Annotated in this window: 19 protein-coding genes; 8 read left to right on the forward strand and 11 right to left on the reverse strand. The window is 60.5% G+C overall.

Annotated elements, in window-relative coordinates:
- Nucleotides 1-363: 363 nt before the first annotated feature.
- From folK to dksA, 7 genes are all read right to left on the reverse strand, one after another.
- Complete coding sequence (folK, locus tag AC0IYN_RS15170; RefSeq protein WP_406597559.1) at nucleotides 364-849, reverse strand: 2-amino-4-hydroxy-6-hydroxymethyldihydropteridine diphosphokinase; 486 nt, start codon at nucleotides 847-849, stop codon at nucleotides 364-366.
- A 2-nt stretch (nucleotides 850-851) separates the two neighbouring features.
- On the reverse strand, nucleotides 852-2,255 hold the full coding sequence (locus AC0IYN_RS15175; protein ID WP_457239933.1) for a polynucleotide adenylyltransferase PcnB: 1,404 nt from the start codon (nucleotides 2,253-2,255) through the stop codon (nucleotides 852-854).
- Between the two features lie 709 nt (nucleotides 2,256-2,964).
- Nucleotides 2,965-4,395: a sigma-54-dependent transcriptional regulator gene (locus AC0IYN_RS15180; protein WP_034107044.1), complete on the reverse strand. Its 1,431-nt coding sequence runs from the start codon at nucleotides 4,393-4,395 to the stop codon at nucleotides 2,965-2,967.
- A 22-nt stretch (nucleotides 4,396-4,417) separates the two neighbouring features.
- On the reverse strand, nucleotides 4,418-7,372 hold the full coding sequence (locus AC0IYN_RS15185) for a sensor histidine kinase (protein ID WP_177409493.1): 2,955 nt from the start codon (nucleotides 7,370-7,372) through the stop codon (nucleotides 4,418-4,420).
- Complete coding sequence (locus tag AC0IYN_RS15190; protein ID WP_003176118.1) at nucleotides 7,356-7,532, reverse strand: hypothetical protein; 177 nt, start codon at nucleotides 7,530-7,532, stop codon at nucleotides 7,356-7,358. Before AC0IYN_RS15190 ends, AC0IYN_RS15185 begins: the two co-directional genes overlap by 17 nt.
- A gap of 62 nt (nucleotides 7,533-7,594) precedes the next feature.
- On the reverse strand, nucleotides 7,595-8,482 hold the full coding sequence (gene gluQRS / locus AC0IYN_RS15195) for a tRNA glutamyl-Q(34) synthetase GluQRS (RefSeq protein WP_406597557.1): 888 nt from the start codon (nucleotides 8,480-8,482) through the stop codon (nucleotides 7,595-7,597).
- An 83-nt stretch (nucleotides 8,483-8,565) separates the two neighbouring features.
- A complete protein-coding gene (gene dksA, locus AC0IYN_RS15200) occupies nucleotides 8,566-9,009 on the reverse strand; it encodes an RNA polymerase-binding protein DksA (RefSeq protein WP_025857127.1) in 444 nt (147 codons plus the stop codon).
- 319 nt (nucleotides 9,010-9,328) lie between these two features.
- On the opposite strand from dksA, the gene AC0IYN_RS15205 reads away from it, so the two are divergent.
- A complete protein-coding gene (locus AC0IYN_RS15205; protein ID WP_457239934.1) occupies nucleotides 9,329-10,501 on the forward strand; it encodes a pyridoxal phosphate-dependent aminotransferase in 1,173 nt (390 codons plus the stop codon).
- Nucleotides 10,501-11,211, forward strand: a complete 711-nt coding sequence (gene sfsA, locus AC0IYN_RS15210) for a DNA/RNA nuclease SfsA (protein WP_471842119.1) — start codon at nucleotides 10,501-10,503, stop codon at nucleotides 11,209-11,211. Before AC0IYN_RS15205 ends, sfsA begins: the two co-directional genes overlap by 1 nt.
- Here the strand turns inward: sfsA and AC0IYN_RS15215 are convergent.
- Nucleotides 11,208-11,525, reverse strand: coding sequence for a Rieske (2Fe-2S) protein (locus AC0IYN_RS15215; RefSeq protein ID WP_368982820.1), 318 nt, complete (start codon nucleotides 11,523-11,525; stop codon nucleotides 11,208-11,210). The two genes, sfsA and AC0IYN_RS15215, sit on opposite strands and share 4 nt — an antisense overlap.
- A 157-nt stretch (nucleotides 11,526-11,682) precedes the next feature.
- On the opposite strand from AC0IYN_RS15215, the gene AC0IYN_RS15220 reads away from it, so the two are divergent.
- The 3 genes from AC0IYN_RS15220 to AC0IYN_RS15230 are packed head-to-tail and all read left to right on the forward strand — an operon-like array spanning nucleotide 11,683 to nucleotide 14,362.
- Nucleotides 11,683-12,561, forward strand: a complete 879-nt coding sequence (locus AC0IYN_RS15220; RefSeq protein ID WP_457239935.1) for a heme/hemin ABC transporter substrate-binding protein — start codon at nucleotides 11,683-11,685, stop codon at nucleotides 12,559-12,561.
- Nucleotides 12,558-13,595, forward strand: a complete 1,038-nt coding sequence (locus AC0IYN_RS15225; RefSeq protein ID WP_406597554.1) for a FecCD family ABC transporter permease — start codon at nucleotides 12,558-12,560, stop codon at nucleotides 13,593-13,595. The genes AC0IYN_RS15220 and AC0IYN_RS15225 overlap by 4 nt, the downstream gene beginning before the upstream one ends.
- Nucleotides 13,595-14,362 (forward strand): heme ABC transporter ATP-binding protein, encoded by a 768-nt coding sequence (locus AC0IYN_RS15230; RefSeq protein WP_471842123.1) that lies wholly within the window; start codon nucleotides 13,595-13,597, stop codon nucleotides 14,360-14,362. The genes AC0IYN_RS15225 and AC0IYN_RS15230 overlap by 1 nt, the downstream gene beginning before the upstream one ends.
- 258 nt (nucleotides 14,363-14,620) lie before the next feature.
- Here AC0IYN_RS15230 and AC0IYN_RS15235 read toward each other — a convergent pair whose 3' ends face one another.
- From AC0IYN_RS15235 to AC0IYN_RS15245, 3 genes are all read right to left on the reverse strand, one after another.
- The gene (locus AC0IYN_RS15235) at nucleotides 14,621-14,893 is read right to left on the reverse strand and encodes a TfoX/Sxy family protein (RefSeq protein ID WP_071490018.1); all 273 of its coding nucleotides are present in this window, start codon (nucleotides 14,891-14,893) and stop codon (nucleotides 14,621-14,623) included.
- A 193-nt stretch (nucleotides 14,894-15,086) separates the two neighbouring features.
- The gene (locus tag AC0IYN_RS15240) at nucleotides 15,087-15,431 is read right to left on the reverse strand and encodes a pentapeptide repeat-containing protein (protein WP_406597552.1); all 345 of its coding nucleotides are present in this window, start codon (nucleotides 15,429-15,431) and stop codon (nucleotides 15,087-15,089) included.
- A 93-nt stretch (nucleotides 15,432-15,524) separates the two neighbouring features.
- Complete coding sequence (locus tag AC0IYN_RS15245) at nucleotides 15,525-17,081, reverse strand: bifunctional aminoglycoside phosphotransferase/ATP-binding protein (RefSeq protein ID WP_406597551.1); 1,557 nt, start codon at nucleotides 17,079-17,081, stop codon at nucleotides 15,525-15,527.
- Nucleotides 17,082-17,199: 118 nt separating this feature from the next.
- Between AC0IYN_RS15245 and mrcB the strand changes: the two genes are divergently transcribed.
- Genes mrcB through AC0IYN_RS15260 form a run of 3 tightly spaced genes read left to right on the forward strand, consistent with a single transcriptional unit; the run spans nucleotide 17,200 to nucleotide 20,604 of the window.
- Nucleotides 17,200-19,524 carry a penicillin-binding protein 1B gene (gene mrcB, locus AC0IYN_RS15250; protein WP_078050196.1) on the forward strand — a complete coding sequence of 775 codons (2,325 nt, stop codon included), beginning with the start codon at nucleotides 17,200-17,202 and terminating at the stop codon, nucleotides 19,522-19,524.
- A gap of 16 nt (nucleotides 19,525-19,540) precedes the next feature.
- On the forward strand, nucleotides 19,541-20,275 hold the full coding sequence (locus tag AC0IYN_RS15255; protein ID WP_099490967.1) for a tetratricopeptide repeat protein: 735 nt from the start codon (nucleotides 19,541-19,543) through the stop codon (nucleotides 20,273-20,275).
- Nucleotides 20,275-20,604, forward strand: coding sequence for a YqcC family protein (locus AC0IYN_RS15260; protein ID WP_078050194.1), 330 nt, complete (start codon nucleotides 20,275-20,277; stop codon nucleotides 20,602-20,604). The genes AC0IYN_RS15255 and AC0IYN_RS15260 overlap by 1 nt, the downstream gene beginning before the upstream one ends.
- Nucleotides 20,605-20,874 lie beyond the last annotated feature (270 nt).

A 20,874-nucleotide genomic window follows, 5' to 3' on the forward strand; every position in this document is an offset into this window, starting at 1 on the left:
AAGGGTCCTCGTTCAGGCGCTTGGAAACAGCGAGTAACGCGCGTGAGTCTTCGTTTATACAGGCGCACTGTCTTGAGAGCAGTGCTTATAAGGCCTGGATTGCGCCCTTTAGCGCCGGGTTGGCGGCAGCGGGACGCCTATAGTCGTGAGGAGGACACGGGAAGTCAATTGGATGTGTTACCGCATTGTTACGATGGCGGTGTTACCGCTGTTACTGACGCGATTCAGCAAGTGGGAAAGCGATTTTGAGGGCGTAGGTGAACAAAATGTGGGAGCTGGGTTGCCTGCGATGCAGGCGCCTCGGTCTTTCAGTGAAACCGAGGTGATGCTATCGCAGGCAAGCCAGCTCCCACTTTGATTGAGTCAGTTTTGGGGCAAGCGTTCCAGGCCGACAAACGGGCAGGCGGTCAGCAAGTCGTTGAGCGTTTGACCGTTGGGCATTTGCAGCGATGCGGGCGCTAGCTCGGCCAGTGGATACAGCACAAATGCGCGCAGGTGCATCTGGTAGTGCGGGACCTTGAGGCGCGGTTCGTCGATCAGGTGATCGCCAAACAGCAGGATATCGAGGTCGAGCGTGCGTGGGCCCCAGCGCTCAAGGCGTTCACGGCCTTGGTCGTTCTCGATGGCTTGCAGCGCATCCAGCAGTTCCAGGGGCGCAAGGCGACTGTCCAGGGCGGCAACCGCATTGGTGTAGCGCGGCTGGCCCGGGAGCAGGGAGTCACTTTGATAGAAGGCCGAGACACCGGCGACGGTGGTGCCCGGTAATTGCGCCAGCGCGTCAATAGCGCTGCGCAATTGCTGATCCGGGGCCGCCAGGTTGCTGCCCATGCCGACGTAGATGCGTTCCACGTTTATTCGCCTGCTGCGCCCGAGGCATCAGCGGCGCTGCGCTTGCGCTTGGCACCGCTGCGACGGCGCTTCTTCGGGCCTTCGCCGGCGCCATCGCCCTTGCTGCCGAGGTCGCGGATCATATCGCGGCGCTCGCTGTCGTTGGCGTCCTGGTAGTCGGTCCACCATTCGCCCAGGCCATCGGTCTGCTCTCCGGCGCTTTCACGCAGCAGCAGGAAGTCATAGCCGGCGCGGAAACGCGGGTTGTCCAGGAGCAGGTCGGCACGTTTGCCGCTGCGACGCGGCAGGCGTTCCTGCATGTCCCAGATCTCGCGGATCGGCATAGTGAAGCGTTTCGGAATAGCGATGCGCTGGCACTGTTCGGCGATCAGCTCATGCGCAGCTTCCTGCATGGCAGGGATCGGCGGCATGCCTCGTTCCTGCAGGCGCAGTACACGTTTTGGCAGGGCTGGCCACAACAGGGCAGCAAACAGGAACGCCGGGGTAACCGGCTTGTTCTGCTTGATGCGCAGGTCGGTGTTGATCAACGCCTCGCTGATCAAGGTGTGGGTGTACGTCGGGTTGTATTCCAAGGCCTCGGCGCTGGCCGGAAACAGTGGATCGAATAGCTGCAGGTCCACCAGCATTTCAAAGGTGTCGGCGGCGTAGCCCGAGAGGAACAGCTTGAGCACTTCTTCGAACAGGCGTGCCGAGGGAATTTCCCGCAGCATCGGTGCCAGGTTGCGAATTGGCGCAGCGGTGTGTTTCTCGATGCCGAAGTTCAGCTTGGCGGCGAAACGCACGGCCCGCAGCATGCGCACCGGGTCTTCCTGGTAGCGCTGGACCGGGTCGCCGATCAGGCGGATCAGGTTATTGCGGATATCGTGTACGCCATTGGCGTAATCGAGGATGCGCTCGCTGACCGGATCGTAATAGAGGGCGTTGATGGTGAAGTCGCGGCGCTGCGCGTCTTCTTCCAGGGTGCCGTAGACGTTGTCGCGCAAAATGCGTCCGCTTTCGTTGCGGGAGGACTGGTTAGTGTCTTCCTCTTCATCGTTTTGCGGGTGGCCTGCGCGGAACGTCGCGACTTCGATGATTTCGCGACCGAAGTGGATATGCACCAACTTGAAGCGCCGGCCGATGATCCGCGCGTTGCGGAATTCAGCGCGTACCTGCTCGGGTGTGGCGCTGGTGGCGACGTCGAAGTCCTTGGGCGTGATATTGAGCAACATGTCGCGTACGCAACCGCCCACCAGATAAGCCTGGTAGCCGGCGTTCTGCAAACGTTCGACGATGTTCACTGCATAACGGCTGAACTGAGCGCGTTGCAGCGAATGCTGGCTGCTATTGAGCACTTCAGGCGTGCTGCGTTTGTGTTGCGTACGACGCAAGGGAGAACGGAATGACTGGAACAACTTCTTCAGCATGGGATGCACTGTTTGAAGGAATGTTCGGCCATAACGAAGAATGACCGCATGATGGGCCGGGATTCTAGCATTTAGTCAGGGGATGGTGTAGGAACAAGCTACAGGCATTGCGCCATAAGCCTTTACGGGGAGTCACGAAAGCCAAATCCCGGAAACTACAAGGGGAGCCGAAGCTCCCCCAGAAGTAGTTGCGTGCTCTATTTTTATTATTGGTTTCGGGCTTCTTGTTTTTGTTGATCGCCCTCGCCACGAAGCTTCACCTTCATGGCACTCCCAATCGGGAGTCAAGAGCAAACGGATTGCTTTGGTCGCTGTGTTGCTGATCTACGATCCAACCAGTTCAGGCTCTGCCTTAGGGCAGTTTTTGTTGTTCTCGGCCTGGTTGCGGGGCAAGCCCCAAATGCAACGCCTCTCCAAAAGAATCAGTTAGCTGCGCCTCCGCCGTGTTGTTTTTGTTATGCGTGAGTCGATTCGTCTTATTTTTATTGTCTTGTACAAAGCTTGTTATTGTTTTTGTACTAAGCATATAGCAGGGTGCGTGCCAACTTTTGCGCCACCCAGCAAAACCGGGGGGTTGAGGTGGTTTCGGGTTTTTGACGGGCCAAAAAAAGCCGGGGCTTCGTTACCGTAAGCCCCGGCTTTTGTTACGCGAAATATCCGCGGTAACAGTTTTTTCACATCGGTGGGTGTTACCTGTGGGGGCGCGCCCTCAGCTCTCGCTGGCCACACCCGTCTTGCGCCGTGGAATACCCAGGCGTTGGCGGCGTTCCCACAGGCATTTGCGGCTCACGCCCAGCTTGCGCGCCAGTTCGGTCTCGGTCATGTGGTCCTGATGTTCAAGGACGAAATGCTGGAAGTAGTCTTCCAGCGACAGGTCTTCGGTTGGCTCATGGCTGGTATTGCTACCGCCGCCCTGTTGAGGGGCCAGGCCGATGAAGTCGTCATCCTCCAAGTCACTGAGCTCGATGTCGATACCCAGCAGTTCGGCGGAAATTTCCGGGCTCTCGGACAAGATCACCGCACGCTCGACCGCATTTTCCAGCTCCCGCACGTTACCCGGCCACGAGTAATGCCGAATGGCCTGCTCGGCGTCCGGGGCGAACTTCAGGTCGGTACGGTTGATGCGTGCGCTCTGGCGCAGCAGGAATGCGCTGGCGATCTCGTTGACGTCGGCGCCACGCTCACGCAGGGCCGGCAGCTTGAGCGCGATCACGTGTAGACGGTAGTACAAGTCTTCGCGGAACTGGCCGATCTTGGCCAGGCTCTTGAGGTCACGGTGAGTGGCCGCGATCAGGCGCACATCGACCTTTTGCGACTGCACCGAGCCTACGCGGCGAATCTCACCTTCCTGGAGTACGCGTAGCAAACGCGCCTGGGCTTCCAGTGGCAGCTCGCCGATTTCATCAAGGAACAACGTGCCGCCGTCCGCAGCTTCTACCAGGCCCGCACGCCCGGCGCTGGCGCCGGTGAACGCGCCTTTCTCGTGGCCAAACAGTTCGGACTCGATCAGGGATTCAGGGATTGCCGCGCAGTTCACCGAGATCATCGGCGCCTTGGCACGCTTGGACAGGTTGTGCAGGGCGCGGGCCACCAGTTCTTTACCGGTGCCTGACTCGCCCTGGATCAATACATTGGAGTCGGTGGGTGCGACTTTGCGGATCTTGCTGTAGAGGTCCTGCATCGGTGGGCAGGAGCCGATGATGCCGATCTCGCCGTTACTGTTGTCGACGCCTGGCTTGTCGGCCGTTTTTCCGGCCGGGCGCTGTTCGGCTGGCGCACTGCTGGCCGACTGGCGGTCACGCAGGATGCGCGCTACGGCCTGGAGCATCTCGTCATGGTCGAAAGGCTTGGCGATGTAGTCCACCGCGCCCATCTTCATGGAGTCCACCGCCGAACGCAGGCTGGCGTAGCTGGTCATGATCAGCACAGGGGTGCCCTGGCCAAGCTTGATCAACTCGGTACCAGGCGCGCCAGGCAGGCGCAGGTCACTGACAATCAGGTCGAACGTGGGAATGCTGAAACGCTCTTGGGCTTCCTGCACCGAGCCGGCTTCGCTCACCTGGTACTGATTACGTTCAAGCAGGCGACGCAAGGCAGAGCGGATAATGGTTTCGTCTTCGACGATCAAAATGTGCGGCATTGATTCAATTCTCTCGACGGTCTCAGTTCACAGCGGACGTCGCTTCGACATGACGCGGCAAGGTCACCCGAATACGGGTGCCGCGTTGGCTTTCGGTGTCAGCCGGGCTGTCGATGGTGATTTGTCCATAATGCTCTTCAACGATGGAATAGACCAGTGCAAGGCCCAGACCGGTACCTTCACCTGGGTCCTTGGTGGTGAAGAAGGGTTCGAACAATCGGTCCATGATGTTCTGTGGAATACCGCTACCTTCATCTTCGACGATCAGATCGACCGTATGTTCGAAAGCCTCGGTCTTGACGCGTACAGCACCGCCGGCAGGGGTTGCGTCACGGGCGTTGGACAGAAGGTTGATCAGCACTTGGGCCAGGCGTTGTGAGTCGCCGTCGACCCAATGGTCGGGGTCGCACAAGTTGAAGAACTGTACTTCGAAATTGCGCCGGTTCAAGGCCAGCAGCCCAATGGCATCCTGCGCCACTTCGGCCAGGCACACGGCTTCGTCCTGGTTCTGATGGGCGCCGGCGTGGGCAAAGCTCATCAGCGACTGCACGATGCGTGAAACGCGCTTGGTCTGTTCGAGGATCTGCCCGCTGATCTCGGTGATCTCGCCGTCTTCTTCGCGCTCTTCCCGCAGGTTCTGCGCCAGGCAGGCGATACCGGTGATCGGGTTGCCGATTTCATGGGCCACACCCGCCGCCAGTCGGCCAATGCTGGCCAACCGCTCGGAATGCACCAGCTTGTCTTCGAGCATCTGGGTTTCGGTCAGGTCTTCCACCAGCAACACCAGGCCGCTGTTACCGGGCGCCAGGGGTTCGTCGATGGCGGCTTTGTGCAGGTTGAGCCAACGGGTCTGGCCGTCGAGGGCCAGGTGCTGCTTGTGCAAGTGCTCGTCAGGCAGGTTGATGAAGCCTTGCAGCAATTCTTTCCACGGGTCGCCCAGGGTATTGAGGCGTGAACCGACCACCCGTTGTGCCGCGATACCGGTGAGTTCTTCCATGGCCTTGTTCCACATCAGGATCTCCTGGTCCTTGGCCAGGGAGCACACGCCCATGGGCAATTCCTGCAGGGTCTGGCGGTGGTAGCGGCGCAAGGCATCGAGTTCGGCGGCGAGACCGGTAAGGCGTGAGTGGTAATCCTCCAGCCGGCTTTCGATGAAGTGGATGTCTTCGGTCACATAGTTTTCACCGCCGGCCTTATAGGGCAGGAAGGTTTCCACCATGTCCTGGGACACGCTCGGCCCCATCAAGCCGGAGAGGTTGGCCTCGATGCGGTCACGCAGCCGCCGCAACGCATAGGGGCGGCGCTCGTCAAATGGCAGGTAGAGGTCGCGCAGCGCTTGTTCGACTTCCTTTTGCGCGGCCTTTGCGCCCAAAGGTTTGGCCAGTTGCGTGGCGAACTCCTGGGGCGAGGCCGCGTGCAGTTCGCGGCGTTGCGGACGGCGCACGTTATCCACCGCGCACGCTTCGGCGGCGCTGGTTTCTTCCGGGCTGGCGTTGGTGAACAGGGAGATCAGGGTGAACATCAAGACGTTGGCGGCCAACGACGCAATCGCCGCCATGTGCCAACTGGTGTCGTCCAGCACGTAGATCATGTTCAGCAACGGGATGTAGAAACCTTGCAGATTGCCGACCAGCGGCAACAGCATAGTCACGATCCATACCAGGATTCCGGCCAGCAAACCGGCGATGAAGCCACGGCGATTGGCGGTCGGCCAGTACAGTACCGACAGCACGCCTGGGAGAAACTGCAAGGTGGCGACAAACGCAACGATGCCCAGGTTGGCCAAGTCCTGCCCGGCGCCCAGTAACAGGTAGAACCCATAGCCGGCCATGATGATCGCGACGATCAGCGCGCGGCGCGTCCATTTCAGCCAGCGGTAGATATTGCCTTCAGCCGGCGGCTGGTACAGCGGCAATACCAGGTGGTTGAGTGCCATGCCCGACAGCGCCAGGGTCGTCACGATGATCAGCCCGCTGGCCGCCGACAACCCGCCTACATACGCCAGCAGCGCCAAGGCCGGGCTATTCGCAGCAATACCGATGCCGAGGGTGAAGTATTCGGGGTTGGTGGTGGCGCCCAGTTTCAAGCCTGCCCACAGGATGAGCGGCACTGCCAGGCTCATCAGCAACAGGAACAACGGCAAGCCCCAGCTCGCACTGACCAGCGAGCGCGGGTTGAGGTTCTCGGTGAAGGTCATGTGGTACATGTGCGGCATCACAATCGCTGAGGCGAAGAACACCAGCAGCAGTGTGCGCCATGGGCCTTCCTGCAATGGGGTGTGCAGGGCGGCGAGGGCGGTCTGGTTTTGCAGCAGCCACAGTTCCAGCTGTTGCGGACCGTCGAACACGCCGTACAGCGCATAAAGGCCGACGCCACCGATGGCGATCAGCTTGATCACCGACTCAAAGGCAATCGCAAACACCAGGCCTTCGTGTTTTTCACGGGTGGCGATGTGGCGTGAGCCAAAGAAAATCGTGAACAACGTGATCAGTGCGCAGAAGGCCAGGGCGACCCGATGCTGTACCGGCTCGCGGGTCAGGATGCTGATGGAGTCGGCCACGGCCTGGATTTGCAGGGCCAGCAACGGCAACACGCCGATCAACATGAAGACAGTGGTCAGCGCGCCGGCCCAGGTGCTGCGAAAGCGGAAGGCAAACAGGTCGGCGAGGGAAGACAGTTGGTAGGTACGGGTGATTTTCAGGATCGGGTACAGCAGCACCGGCGCCAGCAGAAACGCGCCAGACACGCCGAGGTAGCTCGACAGAAAGCCATACCCGTACTGATAGGCCAGGCCCACGGTGCCATAGAACGCCCAGGCGCTGGCGTACACGCCCAGGGACAAGGTGTAGGTCAGCGGATGGCGAATGATCGCCCGCGGAATCATTCCGCGCTCACTGATCCAGGCGACTCCGAACAACGCGGCCAAGTAGGCGGCGCTGATCAACAGCATCTGGGTGAGGCTAAAGCTCATCGGCATCTTTTTGGCTCTGCAGGATGAAAGTCACGACGATCAGGATCAACCACAGCAGATAGGGGCGATACCAGGCGCCCGTGGCGTCGATCCACCAATCCATGATGGCGGGAGAAAACAGGTAGATCCCGACGACCAGCAGCAGGACCAATCGATAGATGTACATGTTGGCCTCTGATTGAAAAACTGCGGCGATGGTAATGGATGCTTGGCAAGCTGCAAGCGCCTTCAGCTCAATTGCGCTTCGGCCAGCGTGAGTGTGCGCGGTATCCGCGTGGCATCCCAGTGCCGGATGCCCCAATCCAGCAGTTCCCGTGGGTTGGCGTGCAACAGTTCGTCACCGGGTTGCTGGCCGAGGGCGCGCAGGGCTCTCAATAGCAAAGGCGTGGCCTGGTCGGGTGTCAACGGCGGGGAGCGGTAGGATTTGCCCAGTTTATTGCCGTCCGGCTGGATGATCAGCGGCACGTGCAGGTAGCGCGGTTGGCGCAGGCCGAGCAGTTCTTGCAGGTAGAGCTGGCGTGGCGTCGAGTCCAGCAGGTCGGCACCGCGCACGATATCGGTCACACCTTGCCACGCATCGTCGAGCACGACGGCCAGTTGATAGGCGTAGAGGCCGTCACGGCGACGGATGACGAAATCGCCTACATCGCGGCCCAGGTGCTGTCGGAATTCGCCCTGTACACGGTCGGTAAAGTGGTACTCAAGCTCAGGCACGCGCAAGCGGATGGCGGCGTCTTGCTGGTCGTGGCCAGCATTGCGGCATAGGCCCGGGTAGATGCCGTTGTAGGGCTCCAGCTGTTTGCGCGAGCAGGTGCAGGCGTAGGCCAGGCCGTGGTTGAACAGGTCGTTAAGCACTTTGGCGTAGGCTTCATGCCGCTCGCTTTGTCGGACGAGTTCACCGTCCCACTCGAAGCCATAGCTTTCCAGGGCATGCAGGATCGCCGTCTGGGCGCCGGGTTCTTCACGGGGCGGGTCGAGGTCTTCCATGCGCATCAGCCAGCGGCCTTGGTTGGCGCGGGCGTCGAGGTAGGAGGCGAGGGCGGCGACCAGGGAGCCAAAATGCAAATGGCCGCTGGGTGTGGGGGCGAAACGCCCGATATAGGTAGAGGCTGTCATGGGCCGGATACTACTGGAAATTCGGTAAACGCCAGAAACAAAAATGGGGCGTTTGCACGCCCCATTCGTTCAGCTCGGCTGGATTACTTGCCGACCTGTTTTTCCTTGATTTCGGCCAAGGTCTTGCAGTCTACGCAGAGGTCCGCGGTTGGGCGGGCTTCCAGGCGACGAATACCAATCTCGACGCCGCAGGATTCGCACCAGCCGTATTCTTCGTCCTTGATCAGCTGCAGCGTCTTGTCGATCTTCTTGATCAACTTGCGCTCGCGATCACGGGCGCGCAGTTCAAGGGCGAACTCTTCTTCCTGGCTCGCACGGTCGGCCGGGTCAGGGAAGTTGGCTGCTTCGTCCTTCATATGGTCAACCGTACGGTCGACCTCCTGCATCAAGTCCTGTTTCCACTTGTTCAGGATTTTGGTGAAGTGCTCGCGCATGGGCTCGCCCATGTACTCCTCACCTTTCTTTTCTACGTAAGGTTCGAAGCCGTTGAGGCCTTGAGTCTGCTGTTGCTTTGCTTGGGTGGACATGAATAGACCGCCTCTCACTCTTCTAATCCATTGCGCAGGATTGCAACGTCACCGACACCTGCCGGCCCTGCGGCTGCAAGCGGGCGAACTTACCAGATAGATTCGGGGTGCGCCACTCCCGGTTGTCGAGGCCCACGGCAATGGGGTTGCAAACTGCATCAGCCCGTCGTTGCTGGGTATGTGGTGCCTCGAATGTTGATTTTAGTCGTTTTGCCGGCGCTTGCCCGGCCGGCACATGCCGCCGGGCAGGCAATAGAGCATGTTTTACGGCGCGGGTTCGGTAGAATCCAGATTTTGTCCTCACCGTTAAGGAAGGCTAATGGCTCAGCCCTACAGTGCGCGCAGTCGCGCCATCGAACCTTTTCATGTCATGGCATTGCTGGCGCGGGCCAATGAGCTGCAGGCCGCCGGCCATGATGTGATCCACCTGGAAATCGGCGAGCCGGATTTCACCACCGCCGAGCCCATCATCCAGGCCGGCCAGGCAGCGTTGGCCAACGGCAAGACGCGCTACACTGCGGCCCGTGGCCTGCCGGAACTGCGCGAAGCTATCAGCGGTTTCTATCAGCAGCGCTACGGTCTTAACGTCGACCCCGAGCGCATTTTGATCACACCCGGTGGTTCTGGCGCATTGCTGCTGGCCAGCAGCCTGTTGGTGGACCCAGGCAAGCATTGGCTGCTCGCCGACCCCGGCTACCCGTGCAATCGTCACTTCCTGCGCCTGGTGGAGGGCGCAGCCCAGCTGGTGCCGGTCGGTCCAGATGTGCGTTACCAGTTGACTGCCGACCTAGTGGCAAAGCACTGGGATCAGGACAGCGTCGGCGCGTTGGTGGCCTCCCCGGCCAACCCGACCGGGACGATCCTCACCCGTGACGAATTGGCCGGGCTCTCTGCCGCCATCAAGGCACGCAATGGCCACCTGGTGGTGGACGAGATTTACCATGGCCTCACCTACGGCACGGACGCGGCCAGCGTGCTGGAAGTCGACGACGAGGCGTTCGTGCTGAATAGTTTTTCGAAGTATTTCGGCATGACGGGCTGGCGCCTGGGTTGGCTGGTCGCCCCCCCGGCCGCAGTGGGGGAGTTGGAGAAACTGGCGCAAAACCTCTACATCAGTGCGCCAAGCATGGCCCAGCACGCGGCCCTGGCTTGTTTTACCCCGCAGACACTGAGCATTCTGGAAGAGCGCCGCGCCGAATTCGGACGTCGCCGCGACTTCTTGCTGCCCGCCTTGCGCGAACTGGGGTTTGGCATTGCCGTCGAGCCGGAAGGGGCGTTCTATTTGTACGCTGATATCAGCGCGTTTGGCGGTGATGCCTTCGCATTCTGCCGGCATTTCCTCGAAACCGAGCATGTGGCCTTTACCCCTGGCCTGGATTTCGGTCGCTATCAAGCGGGCCATCATGTGCGCTTCGCCTACACCCAAAACCTCGATCGGCTACAGGAGGCGGTAGAGCGAATCGCCCGTGGCTTGCGGAGCTGGCAAGGCTGATGCGCTTTAATCCTCCCCTCGAAGAAGCGCGGTTGATTCGTCGCTACAAGCGTTTTCTTACCGATATCGAAACCGTTACCGGCGAGTTCCTCACCATTCACTGCCCCAACACCGGCTCGATGCTCAATTGCATGGTCGAAGGCGGGCAGGTGTGGTTCAGTCGCTCCAATGACCCCAAGCGCAAGTTGCCCGGCACCTGGGAAATTGCCGAGACGCCTCACGGCCGCTTGGCGTGCGTGAACACGGCGCGTGCCAATCAGTTGGTCGAGGAGGCGTTGCTGGCTGGGGTCATCACTGAACTCAACGGCTTTACCGCGTTGAAGCGTGAAGTGCCTTACGGTCAGGAGAAAAGCCGCATCGACTTTCGCCTGGACTATCCCGACGGCGCGGCCTACGTCGAGGTTAAAAGTGTGACCCTGGGGTTTGATGGTTCTTCGGTTGCAGCTTTTCCCGACGCAGTGACCCAGCGCGGTGCCAAGCATTTGCGCGAACTGGCCCATCTGGCGCGGGAGGGCGTGCGTGCGGTGCAGTTGTACTGCGTCAATCTCTCCGGGATTGACGCCGTGCGCCCGGCGGTGGAAATCGATGCCGGCTATGCTGCTGCCCTGCGCGAAGCCAAGGCGGCGGGAGTGGAAGTGCTGGCGTATGGCGTGCGGGTGACAGCCGAAGAAATCTGTGTGGACCGGCGGTTGGACGTGTTGATCGACTAGAGGTCGACCCACAGGCCCTGGGCGTCTTCGCGGCCGGGCAGGGCGGTGAGGCTTTGGCCGGCGCAGGGGCCGGCAATACACTCGCCGCTCTCGATCAGGAACAGCGCGCCGTGGGTGGCGCACTGGATCAGGCTGGCGCTGGCGTCGAGAAACCGGTCGGGTTGCCATTCCAGTGGGATGCCGCGATGGGGGCAGCGGTTGATGTAGAAGTAGGCAACGCCGTCCCGGCGCACGGCCAACAGCTTGCAACCGTCGATATCAAAACCGAGGCTGCAGTTGGGTGCGAGGTCGTCGGAGTGGCAGAGAAACTTCATTTCAATCCTTTAAGTGCCTTGACGTTCAAATGCAAACAATTATCAAATGCCGGCTTCGCCCGTTAGCTGACCGGGCGCTTTATACGATGCCAGGCGGGCGTTTCCTGTCACATCGATGAGTGCTTGAGCGGCCCTGCCCTTGGAAGGAAACCCTGTTATGCGCCTGAGTGCCAGCGCTATCGCGCTTGTTGTCGGACTGCTGGTCAACCATGGGGCTCAAGCCTCTGAACTGCCACAACGCTGGGTGAGTGCCGGTGGGGCGCTGTCGGAATGGGTGACGGCCCTGGGCGGTGAGTCGAAGTTGGTGGGCGTGGATACCACCAGTCAACACCCGGCGTCACTCAAGGCGTTGCCGAGCATTGGCTATCAGCGGCAGTTATCGGCGGAGGGCATTCTGAGTCTGCGCCCGCAGGTACTGGTCGGTACTGAGGAAATGGGCCCGCCGCCGGTGCTGGCGCAGATTCGCAACGCGGGTGTGCAGGTGGAAATGTTCTCGGCGCAGCCGGACCTGCCGACGTTGAAAGGCAACCTTCTGCATTTGGGCAAGTTGCTGGGTAATGAAGCCAAGGCCAACGAATTGTTTACTGGATATGAGCAGGCGCTGGACCAGCAGAAACGCTGGGTGACCAAGGCCCAGTCCACGCAAAAGGCGCCAGGCGTGTTGCTGTTGCTCGGCCATGCAGGCGGCAAGCCACTGATCGCGGGCAAAGACACGGCGGCTGACTGGATGTTGCAACAGGCTGGCGGGCGCAACCTGGCGACCCACACTGGCTACAAGCCGTTTTCGGTGGAGTCGTTGGCAGGGTTGAGCCCGGATGTGCTGGTGTTTGCCGATCGTGCGCTGACCGGTGATGCGGCGCGGACCGCACTGTTCAAGGAAAACCCGATTTTGGCGTCCACGCCGGCAGCCAAGAGCGGACGAGTGTTTGAGGTCGATCCCACCCTGCTGGTCGGCGGGCTTGGACCGCGCCTGCCGCAACGTCTCGCGGACCTGTCTGCCGGCTTTTATCCGTCCCAGGCCAAGCCTGCCCCATGACCACTCTGGTTAAACCGAAGACGCTGTTTATTGGGTTGGCGCTGCTGTGTGTATTGGCTATTTGGCTCTCGCTGGCGTTGGGGCCGGTCAGCCTGCCTTTGCTGGATACGCTCAAGGCGGCGTTGCGGTTGCTGGGCATGCCGATCGAAGCCCAAGGGCTGGAGCAAGCCGAGTTGATCCTGGGGCAGATCCGTTTGCCCCGTACGTTGCTGGGGTTGGCCGTCGGTGGTGTGTTGGCTCTGTCGGGCGTGGCAATGCAGGGGTTGTTCCGCAACCCTTTGGCTGACCCCGGGTTGGTCGGGGTGTCCAGCGGTGCCGCGCTAGGGGCGGCGGTGGCGATTGTCGGTGGTTCGGTTTTCGGTGGTTTGCCGGATGCGTTCGGGCCATATCTTTTGTCACTGTGCGCATTCCTCGGCGGCCTGGGGGTGACTGCGCTGGTCTATCGACTGGGCCGACGCAACGGCCAGACCAACGTCGCGACCATGTTGCTCGCCGGCATCGCCCTGACAGCCCTTGCCAGTTCGGCAGTGGGCTTGTTTACCTACCTCGCCGACGACGCCACCTTGCGTACCCTGACATTTTGGAACCTGGGCAGCCTCAACGGCGCCAGCTATTCGCGGTTATGGCCCCTGCTGCTCGTGAGTGCTGGCGTGGCGCTGTGGTTGCCGCGCCGGGCCAAAGCGCTGAATGCGTTGCTGCTCGGCGAGTCAGAGGCCAATCACCTCGGTATCGACGTGGAAGGGCTCAAGCGCGAGTTGGTCCTCTGCACGGCACTCGGTGTAGGCGCCGCAGTGGCCGCCGCGGGCATGATCGGTTTCGTTGGGCTGGTGGTTCCGCACCTGGTGCGTTTGCTGGCGGGGCCTGATCATCGCGTGCTGTTACCAGCGTCGGTCCTGGCAGGTGCGAGCCTGCTGTTGTTTGCCGATCTGGTTGCGCGCCTCGCCTTGGCACCGGCCGAATTGCCAATCGGTATCGTCACGGCGTTTATCGGCGCGCCGTTTTTTCTTTACCTGTTACTGAGGGGGCGTGCCTGATGCTGCGTGTGGAAGACTTGCAGATCAGTCGCGGCCGAAAGACAGTGTTGGCAGCGGTCACGCTTGATCTACTGCCAGGCCAAGTGCTCGGAGTGCTGGGCCCCAATGGTGCGGGCAAGAGTACGTTGCTGGGGGCATTGTGCGGTGAGTTGCCACCCGACCACGGCAATGTGTGGCTGGATCAGCGCCCGTTGAGTGAGTGGAGTGGGGCGCAGCGGGCGCAGCGCCTGGCGGTATTGCCGCAGAGCTCGACGCTGGACTTCGCTTTCCGTGTAGAAGAGGTTGTCGGCATGGGACGCTTGCCCCACCAGACTGGGCAGGCGCGTGATGACGAGATTATCGAGGCGGCCCTGCAGGCGGCAGATGTCAGCCACCTGAGCGGTCGCAGCTACCTGGCCTTGTCCGGTGGCGAGCGACAGCGGGTGCATTTGGCGCGGGTACTTGCGCAGTTATGGCCGGGCGAAGTGGGGCAAACATTGTTGCTGGATGAGCCCACCTCGATGCTGGACCCCTTGCATCAGCACACAACCCTGCGGGCCATTCGTACCTTTGCCGATCGCGGCGCAGCGGTGCTGGTGATCCTTCACGACCTGAACCTGGCTGCGCGTTACTGTGATCGTATCTTGCTGCTGGAGGCGGGGCGCCCCCGCGCGCTGGATACGCCGGCGCAAGTCCTGCAGCCTGAGCCGCTGAAGGCTGTGTTTGGCCTGGATGTGCTTGTACAACCCCACCCGGAGCGCGGGCATCCGCTGATCATCGCGCGCTGAAATCGGTTTTTCTCTAGACAGCTTTTCCATAGGCAAAAAAAGACCCGGCAAGAGCCGGGTCAAATAACCGTGATTAGCCTGATGAGGAGATAATCTGAGAGTCCGAACCAATGGTCTTTCAGTTATCGGCTGATCTCGCGACCAGTTGTGATAATCATAACGATTCTCATTTGAGAGTCAACATTTGTTTTTCATGATCTCCGCGTTTTCTCAAACGGGTGTTCGTAATGCCTGTGAATGCTGGGTTTTGTGGGCGATCTAATTTTTCTGACGCGTCGATATCGCGTCCAATTGTCGGTTCAGCGCCTCCTTGCGCTCGGCCGGGATATCGTTCCAGTGCACATCCATCAACGCCCCTTCGATGGCATATAGCAGCACTTTAGAGGCGCGAAACCCGCGAGTGCGCACAGCTCTGTACGCATCGACGGCACCCAGGCGACGCAAGTCGGACGCACTGTGAATGCCCACCGCATGCAGCCACTGTGCTGACGTCTTGCCAAGGTTTTTCAGGTGTTGCAGCTCATCGTTCATCAAGCCTCCTTGCGACGGCCGAATGGTGCGGTGGGTATCGTGACCAGGCAAGCCTGAACAGGAGTGTAGCGCTCAGTAGGAAAAGCGTAGTTCTTTAGTCGGAATCGGCCTAAAGACATATAAGGATGGGCAGATCAGGCAGGCGGGATGTCCCCGGTTCGCTTACGCGAAACCGGGGCTGTTGCAGAGGGGGTCAGCGAGTGCGGTAGCGCAGGCGAGTGCCGAAATTGACCGACATGAGGATTTCGTCGGCGGTCAGTTCTGGCGGGAAGTAGGTCCCGGAAATCTGCGCATGGGCCAGGCTTGCACCTTCCAGCGGGCAGTCACGCAAATCCAGGCCGCGCAAATCGGCGGAACGAAAATAGGCGTCGGTAAAATCCACGCCGGTGGCGTTCAGCTCGCGCAGGTCCAATCCACGGAAGTCGCCACCGCGCATGTCGATGACGCCGTCTTTAGGGCGTTCCTGATTGAAGCCTCGGATATCGTCTTTGTGCAGGAGCGAGTAGAGCGGAGTATCAAGAAGCTTGGGCTGACTCATGACGGCGACTCCTGTTGGATTTATGACGCCATTATAGTGCCACTATTGCTCGGTCGTGCGCCCTAAGTAGGCGACACGACCAAGAAATTTTTCTTACAGGCCTGGCAAGCGCTGGCGAATATGCGCCACCAATGCATCGAGGGTTCCGCTTTCATTGGTTTCGACGCGCTTGCTGAGGAGCAGTTCCTCGGCGGTCAGCGGGTCGCGATTGGCTTGCTGTTGTTCAATAACACTCAGCGTGGCGTCGGAAGGATCGTTTTTGTCCGCCTGACGTTGTGCCAGCCAACTGGCAATAACGGCTTGTGGGGCGTTGCAATCCAGGATCAGGAACGGCGCGCCGGTGGCTTCGGCAACCTTGGCGGCTGCGTCGCGTTGTTCGCGTTTCAGGAAAGTCGCATCCAGCACAACCGGGTAACCGGCGCGCAATACGGTGTCGGCGATTTCATTCAGGCGCGCGTAGGTCGCTGCGCTGGCGTCGGCTGCGTAGATACCGGCCTGTGGTGTGTTATCCACCTGTTGCTCACCGAACAGACGCTTGCGCTCCACGTCCGAGCGCAGGCGCACGGCGCCCAAGGCTTCTACCAGGCGCATGGCCACGTGGCTTTTGCCCACGGCCGACACCCCGTGGGTAATCGCCAGGAAGCGCGACGGAATGGTGCTGTAGCTTTCCGCCAGGTTGGCGTAGTTGCGGTACTGGCGCAGGGTGGTGGCGCGTTGCACCGGGCTGGCTTCGCTCGGCATGCTGAACAGCGCGATCTTGGCGCGTACCAGGGCGCGATAGGCCTTATAGAAGTTCAGTACTTCCAGGCCTTGATAGTCGCCCGTCAATTCCAGGTACTGGCTGATAAAGCGGCGCGCCAGGGATTTGAGACCACGGTCTTCAAGGTCCATGGCCAGGAAACCGGTATCGGCGTACACATCGGTGAAGCGGAAAGGCTCGTTGAATTCGATGCAGTCGAAGATCACCACGTGGCCATCGATCAAGGTGGCATTACCCAGGTGAATATCACCGTGGCATTCACGGGTGAAGCCTTCCTGCTTGCGCTGCGAGAACAGCGGCTTGAGGCGCTCGAAGCTGCTTTCGGCCCAGGCCTGCAGAGCGTCCAGTTGCGCCAGGTCGGCCTTGTCGCTGAGGAACGGACGAATCTGGTCGAAGTTCTGGCGCACCGGAGCCATCACTTCGTCTGGCGTACCGGCGGGGTGGTCCTGTGGGACTTTGGGCGCAGCGAGGTGGAACTGCGCGATCTGCTTGGCCATTTCATCGATGTGGGCGCTGGTCAGTTCACCGTTGGCCTGCAACGTGCTGAGCAGTTGGCTCTGCGGGAACTGGCGCATTTTCAGCGCGTATTCGATGACCGGGCCGTCGCCACCCAACTGCGGGGCCTCGGCAGTGCCGGTGATTGGCAACACTTCAAGATACAAATCTTCGGTCAAGCGCTGGTTGAGGCGCAGCTCTTCATTGCAGAAGTGACCGCGTTTTTCCAGGTCGGTGAAATCCAGAAAACCGAAGTTCATCGGTTTCTTCAATTTATAAGCGTAGGGGCCCGTCAGCACGACCCAGGAAATATGGGTTTCGATGACTTGGAACGCTTCAACCGGATGGGGGTATAAAGCCGGATTTTGCAGGGCGGCGATCAGGGACTGGCTCACGGGCGATCCTTCGGAGTCGGTGGGAAAACATGGCGGGCATTATGGCGGTTGCAGCCGGTCGTGCAAACCGCTGTCCGGCTCATGTTGATCATCAATAAAGTGCGTATAATCCGCCGCCATGACTCGAACCCGATCTCCCCGTTCCCGTAAAAAACCTCCTTCCCGTGGCCTGCGCCCCTGGCTGGGCTGGGCGCTCAAGCTAGGCCTGGTAGGCCTCGTGGTGCTCGCCGGCTTTGCGGTGTACCTCGACGCCGTGGTGCAGGAGAAGTTCTCCGGCAAGCGCTGGACCATTCCGGCCAAGGTGTACGCGCGCCCGCTTGAATTGTTCACCGGCCAGAAGCTCAGCAAGGATGACTTCCTTACCGAGCTCGACGCCTTGGGCTATCGCCGCGAACCCGTGAGCAACGGCCCGGGTGCGGCCGCCGTCAGCGGTAACACGGTCGACCTGAATACCCGCGGCTTCCAGTTCTATGAAGGCCTGGAAAAAGCCCAGCCGGTGCGCGTGCGCTTTTCTGGCGATTACGTCGCCGAGTTGTCGTCCCTCAATGGTTCGAAGCTGCCTGTGGTGCGCCTTGAACCACTGATGATCGGTGGCATTTACCCGAAAAACCTTGAAGATCGCATCCTGATCAAACTGGATCAGGTGCCACCGTACCTGCTGGAAACCCTGGTTGCCGTTGAAGACCGTGATTTCTACCATCACTGGGGCGTTTCGCCGAAGTCGATTGCCCGCGCGGTCTGGGTGAACACCTCCGGTGGCAAGATGACCCAGGGCGGCAGTACGCTGACGCAACAATTGGTCAAGAACTTCTACCTGACCAACGAGCGCAGCCTGACCCGCAAGCTCACCGAAGCGATGATGGCGATGCTGCTGGAACTGCACTACAGCAAGCAGGAAATCCTTGAGGCTTACCTCAACGAGGTCTTCGTCGGCCAGGATGGCCAGCGCGCGGTGCATGGTTTCGGCTTGGCCAGCCAGTTCTTCTTTGGTCAGCCACTGTCCGAACTGAAGCTGCATCAGGTCGCGTTGCTGGTGGGCATGGTCAAGGGGCCTTCCTACTACAACCCGCGCCGCAATCCAGAGCGTGCACTGGAACGCCGCAACCTGGTGCTGGATGTACTTGAGCAGCAGGGTGTTGCGACGGCCGAGCAAGTGGCTGCCGCGAAGAAGATGCCGTTGGGGGTTACCACCCGTGGCAAGCTGGCGGACAGCTCGTTCCCAGGCTTCATCGACCTGGTCAAGCGCCAATTGCGTGAAGACTACCGCGACGAAGACTTGACCGAAGAAGGCCTGCGAATCTTCACCAGTTTCGACCCGATCCTGCAGATGAAAGCCGAAGCGTCGGTCAATGACACCTTCAAGCGCCTGACAGGCCGTAAGGGTTCCGATGAAGTGGAAGCGGCCATGGTCGTGACCAACCCGGAGACCGGTGAAGTGCAAGCCATGATTGGCAGTCGACAAGCCAGTTTTGCCGGGTTCAACCGTGCGCTGGACGCAGTGCGGCCGATTGGTTCGCTGGTCAAGCCCGCGGTTTACTTGACCGCGCTGGAAAAGCCGAGCAAATACACGCTCACCAGTTGGCTGTCGGATGACCCTCTGTCAGTCAAAGGTGCCGATGGCCAGGTGTGGACGCCGCAGAACTTCGATCGTCGCTCCCACGGTACGGTGTTCCTGTATCAGGGGATTGCGCATTCCTACAATATCTCCACGTCGCGGCTGGGGCTTGAAGTGGGCGTGCCGAACGTCCTCAAGACGATCGCGCGGCTGGGTGTCAATCGTGAATTCCCAGCTTTCCCGTCGATCCTGCTGGGCGCTGGCGCGATGACGCCGATGGAAGTCGCGACCATGTACCAGACCCTCGCCAACGGTGGTTTCAATACTCCCATGCGCGGGATCCGCAGCGTATTGACCGCCGAGGGCGAGCCGCTCAAGCGCTACCCGTTCCAGATTCAGCAGCGTTTTGACGCCGGCTCCATCTACCTGATCCAGAACGCCATGCAGCGCGTGATGCGTGAAGGTACCGGGCGTTCGGTCTACAGCGTGCTGCCGGCGAACCTGACATTGGCGGGCAAGACCGGTACCAGTAACGATTCGCGTGACAGCTGGTTTGCAGGTTTCGGCCAGGATGTGCTGGCGGTGGTGTGGCTGGGGCGCGACGATAACGGCAAGACGCCGTTCACCGGTGCCACCGGTGCGCTGCAGGTCTGGACCAGCTTCATGCGCAAGGCCGACCCGCTGCCGTTGAACATGCCGCAGCCGGATAACATCGTCCAGGCGTGGATTGATCCGCACACCGGGCAGGGCTCTGATGCCAACTGTCCGGGCGCGGTGCAGATGCCGTATATTCGCGGCAGCGAACCGCCACCCGGCGCCGCATGCGGTGGCAGTGCCCCTGCTGACGCGGAATCGGTGATGGATTGGGTCAAGGGCTGGATGAATTAAGCAAAGAGGGTTTCAAGTGAACAAGTGGTGGATTCCAGCTATTACAGCTCTGGCTTTGCTCAATGGTTGCGCCAGTGTGCAGCGCGGCTCCATTCCCGTGGTGGACTCGAGCACAGCCGTGTCCAATAACGACAGGATCTCGGCCAATGGCGGTTTCCGCCAGACCGTGACCAATCGTCCCGCCCAAGCCAAGCCACAAGCCATGCCGCAGGATTCGGGCGTGGTGGTGATGGTGCCTGGCGGTGGTGCGGCCACATCGGCGCCAATCAGCGCCGAGCCGTGGACCCCGGGGCCGAGCAACTCTGCCCCGATCGATACCACGCCGATTCAGACGGCACCGGTCACCCAGGGCACCTACAACATGCCATCGACGCCGAGTGGCATTCCCTCGTCCTCCAGCGGCGGCGGCCTGTCGGCTGACGAGCAATTGGACGGGCCGGTGCTGGCCCTGTTGACCACTGCCCAGCAACAACAGGCGGGTGGTGATCTGAACGGTGCATCGTCGAGTCTCGAACGTGCCCAGCGTGTTGCTCCGCGCGAGCCGCAAGTGTTGTATCGCTTGGCCCAGGTACGCATGGCCCAGGGTGATGCGCCCCAGGCCGAGCAGTTCGCTCGTCGTGGCTTGACCCTGGCCAGCGGTCGTCCCGACCTGCAAGCCAGCTTGTGGGCGCTGATTGGCGACGCGCGTGCCGCACAAGGTGATGCTGCCGGTGCTGCCCAGGCACGTCAGAAAGCCAAGGTCAGCCTCTGATGGATGCACGTTTTCCCGCCATTGCCGAACAGTTATTGCTGATTGAGCGAGAGTTGCGCGTGCAGGGCTGGTGGGACGATGTGTCCCCCAGCGTCGAGGCGCTCAGCAGTGTCGAGCCGTTTTCGGTGGACACCCTGGATTTTCACCAGTGGCTGCAATGGATATTCCTGGTGCGCATGAAGCAGATCCTCGAACAGGACCTGCCGCTGCCCAATGCGTCGGGCATCCTGGAAATGGCCGAGATGGTCTATGCCGACCGCCCGTTGGAAAGCCTTGGCTTGCGTAATGCGCTGAAAAAGTTCGACCAATTGATCGTCGACGCTCGTTAATTGCCTGACTGCCGGTTTTTCCGGCAGTCTTGCGCACATTTCTACCGCTTGACGACATTCAGGCGAGTTTTATCCCTCCTCAGAGCCCTTTCTTCTACGTTCTCATGCGCTTAGTTGGAAAAAAGCGCAATTATTGCTTGACTTGAAGGGCCTGAAACAGAAGAATCCAAAGTCCGCTGTATCGGGACTGCCAGAAGCAGGCCCGCTCAGCAGATCATGAGGCGCACATCCGCGCCGACCTGTAACACCCGCAACGCGTTACCTCGCGCT

The sequence above is a fragment of the Pseudomonas sp. AC112 genome, assembly GCF_979253545.1.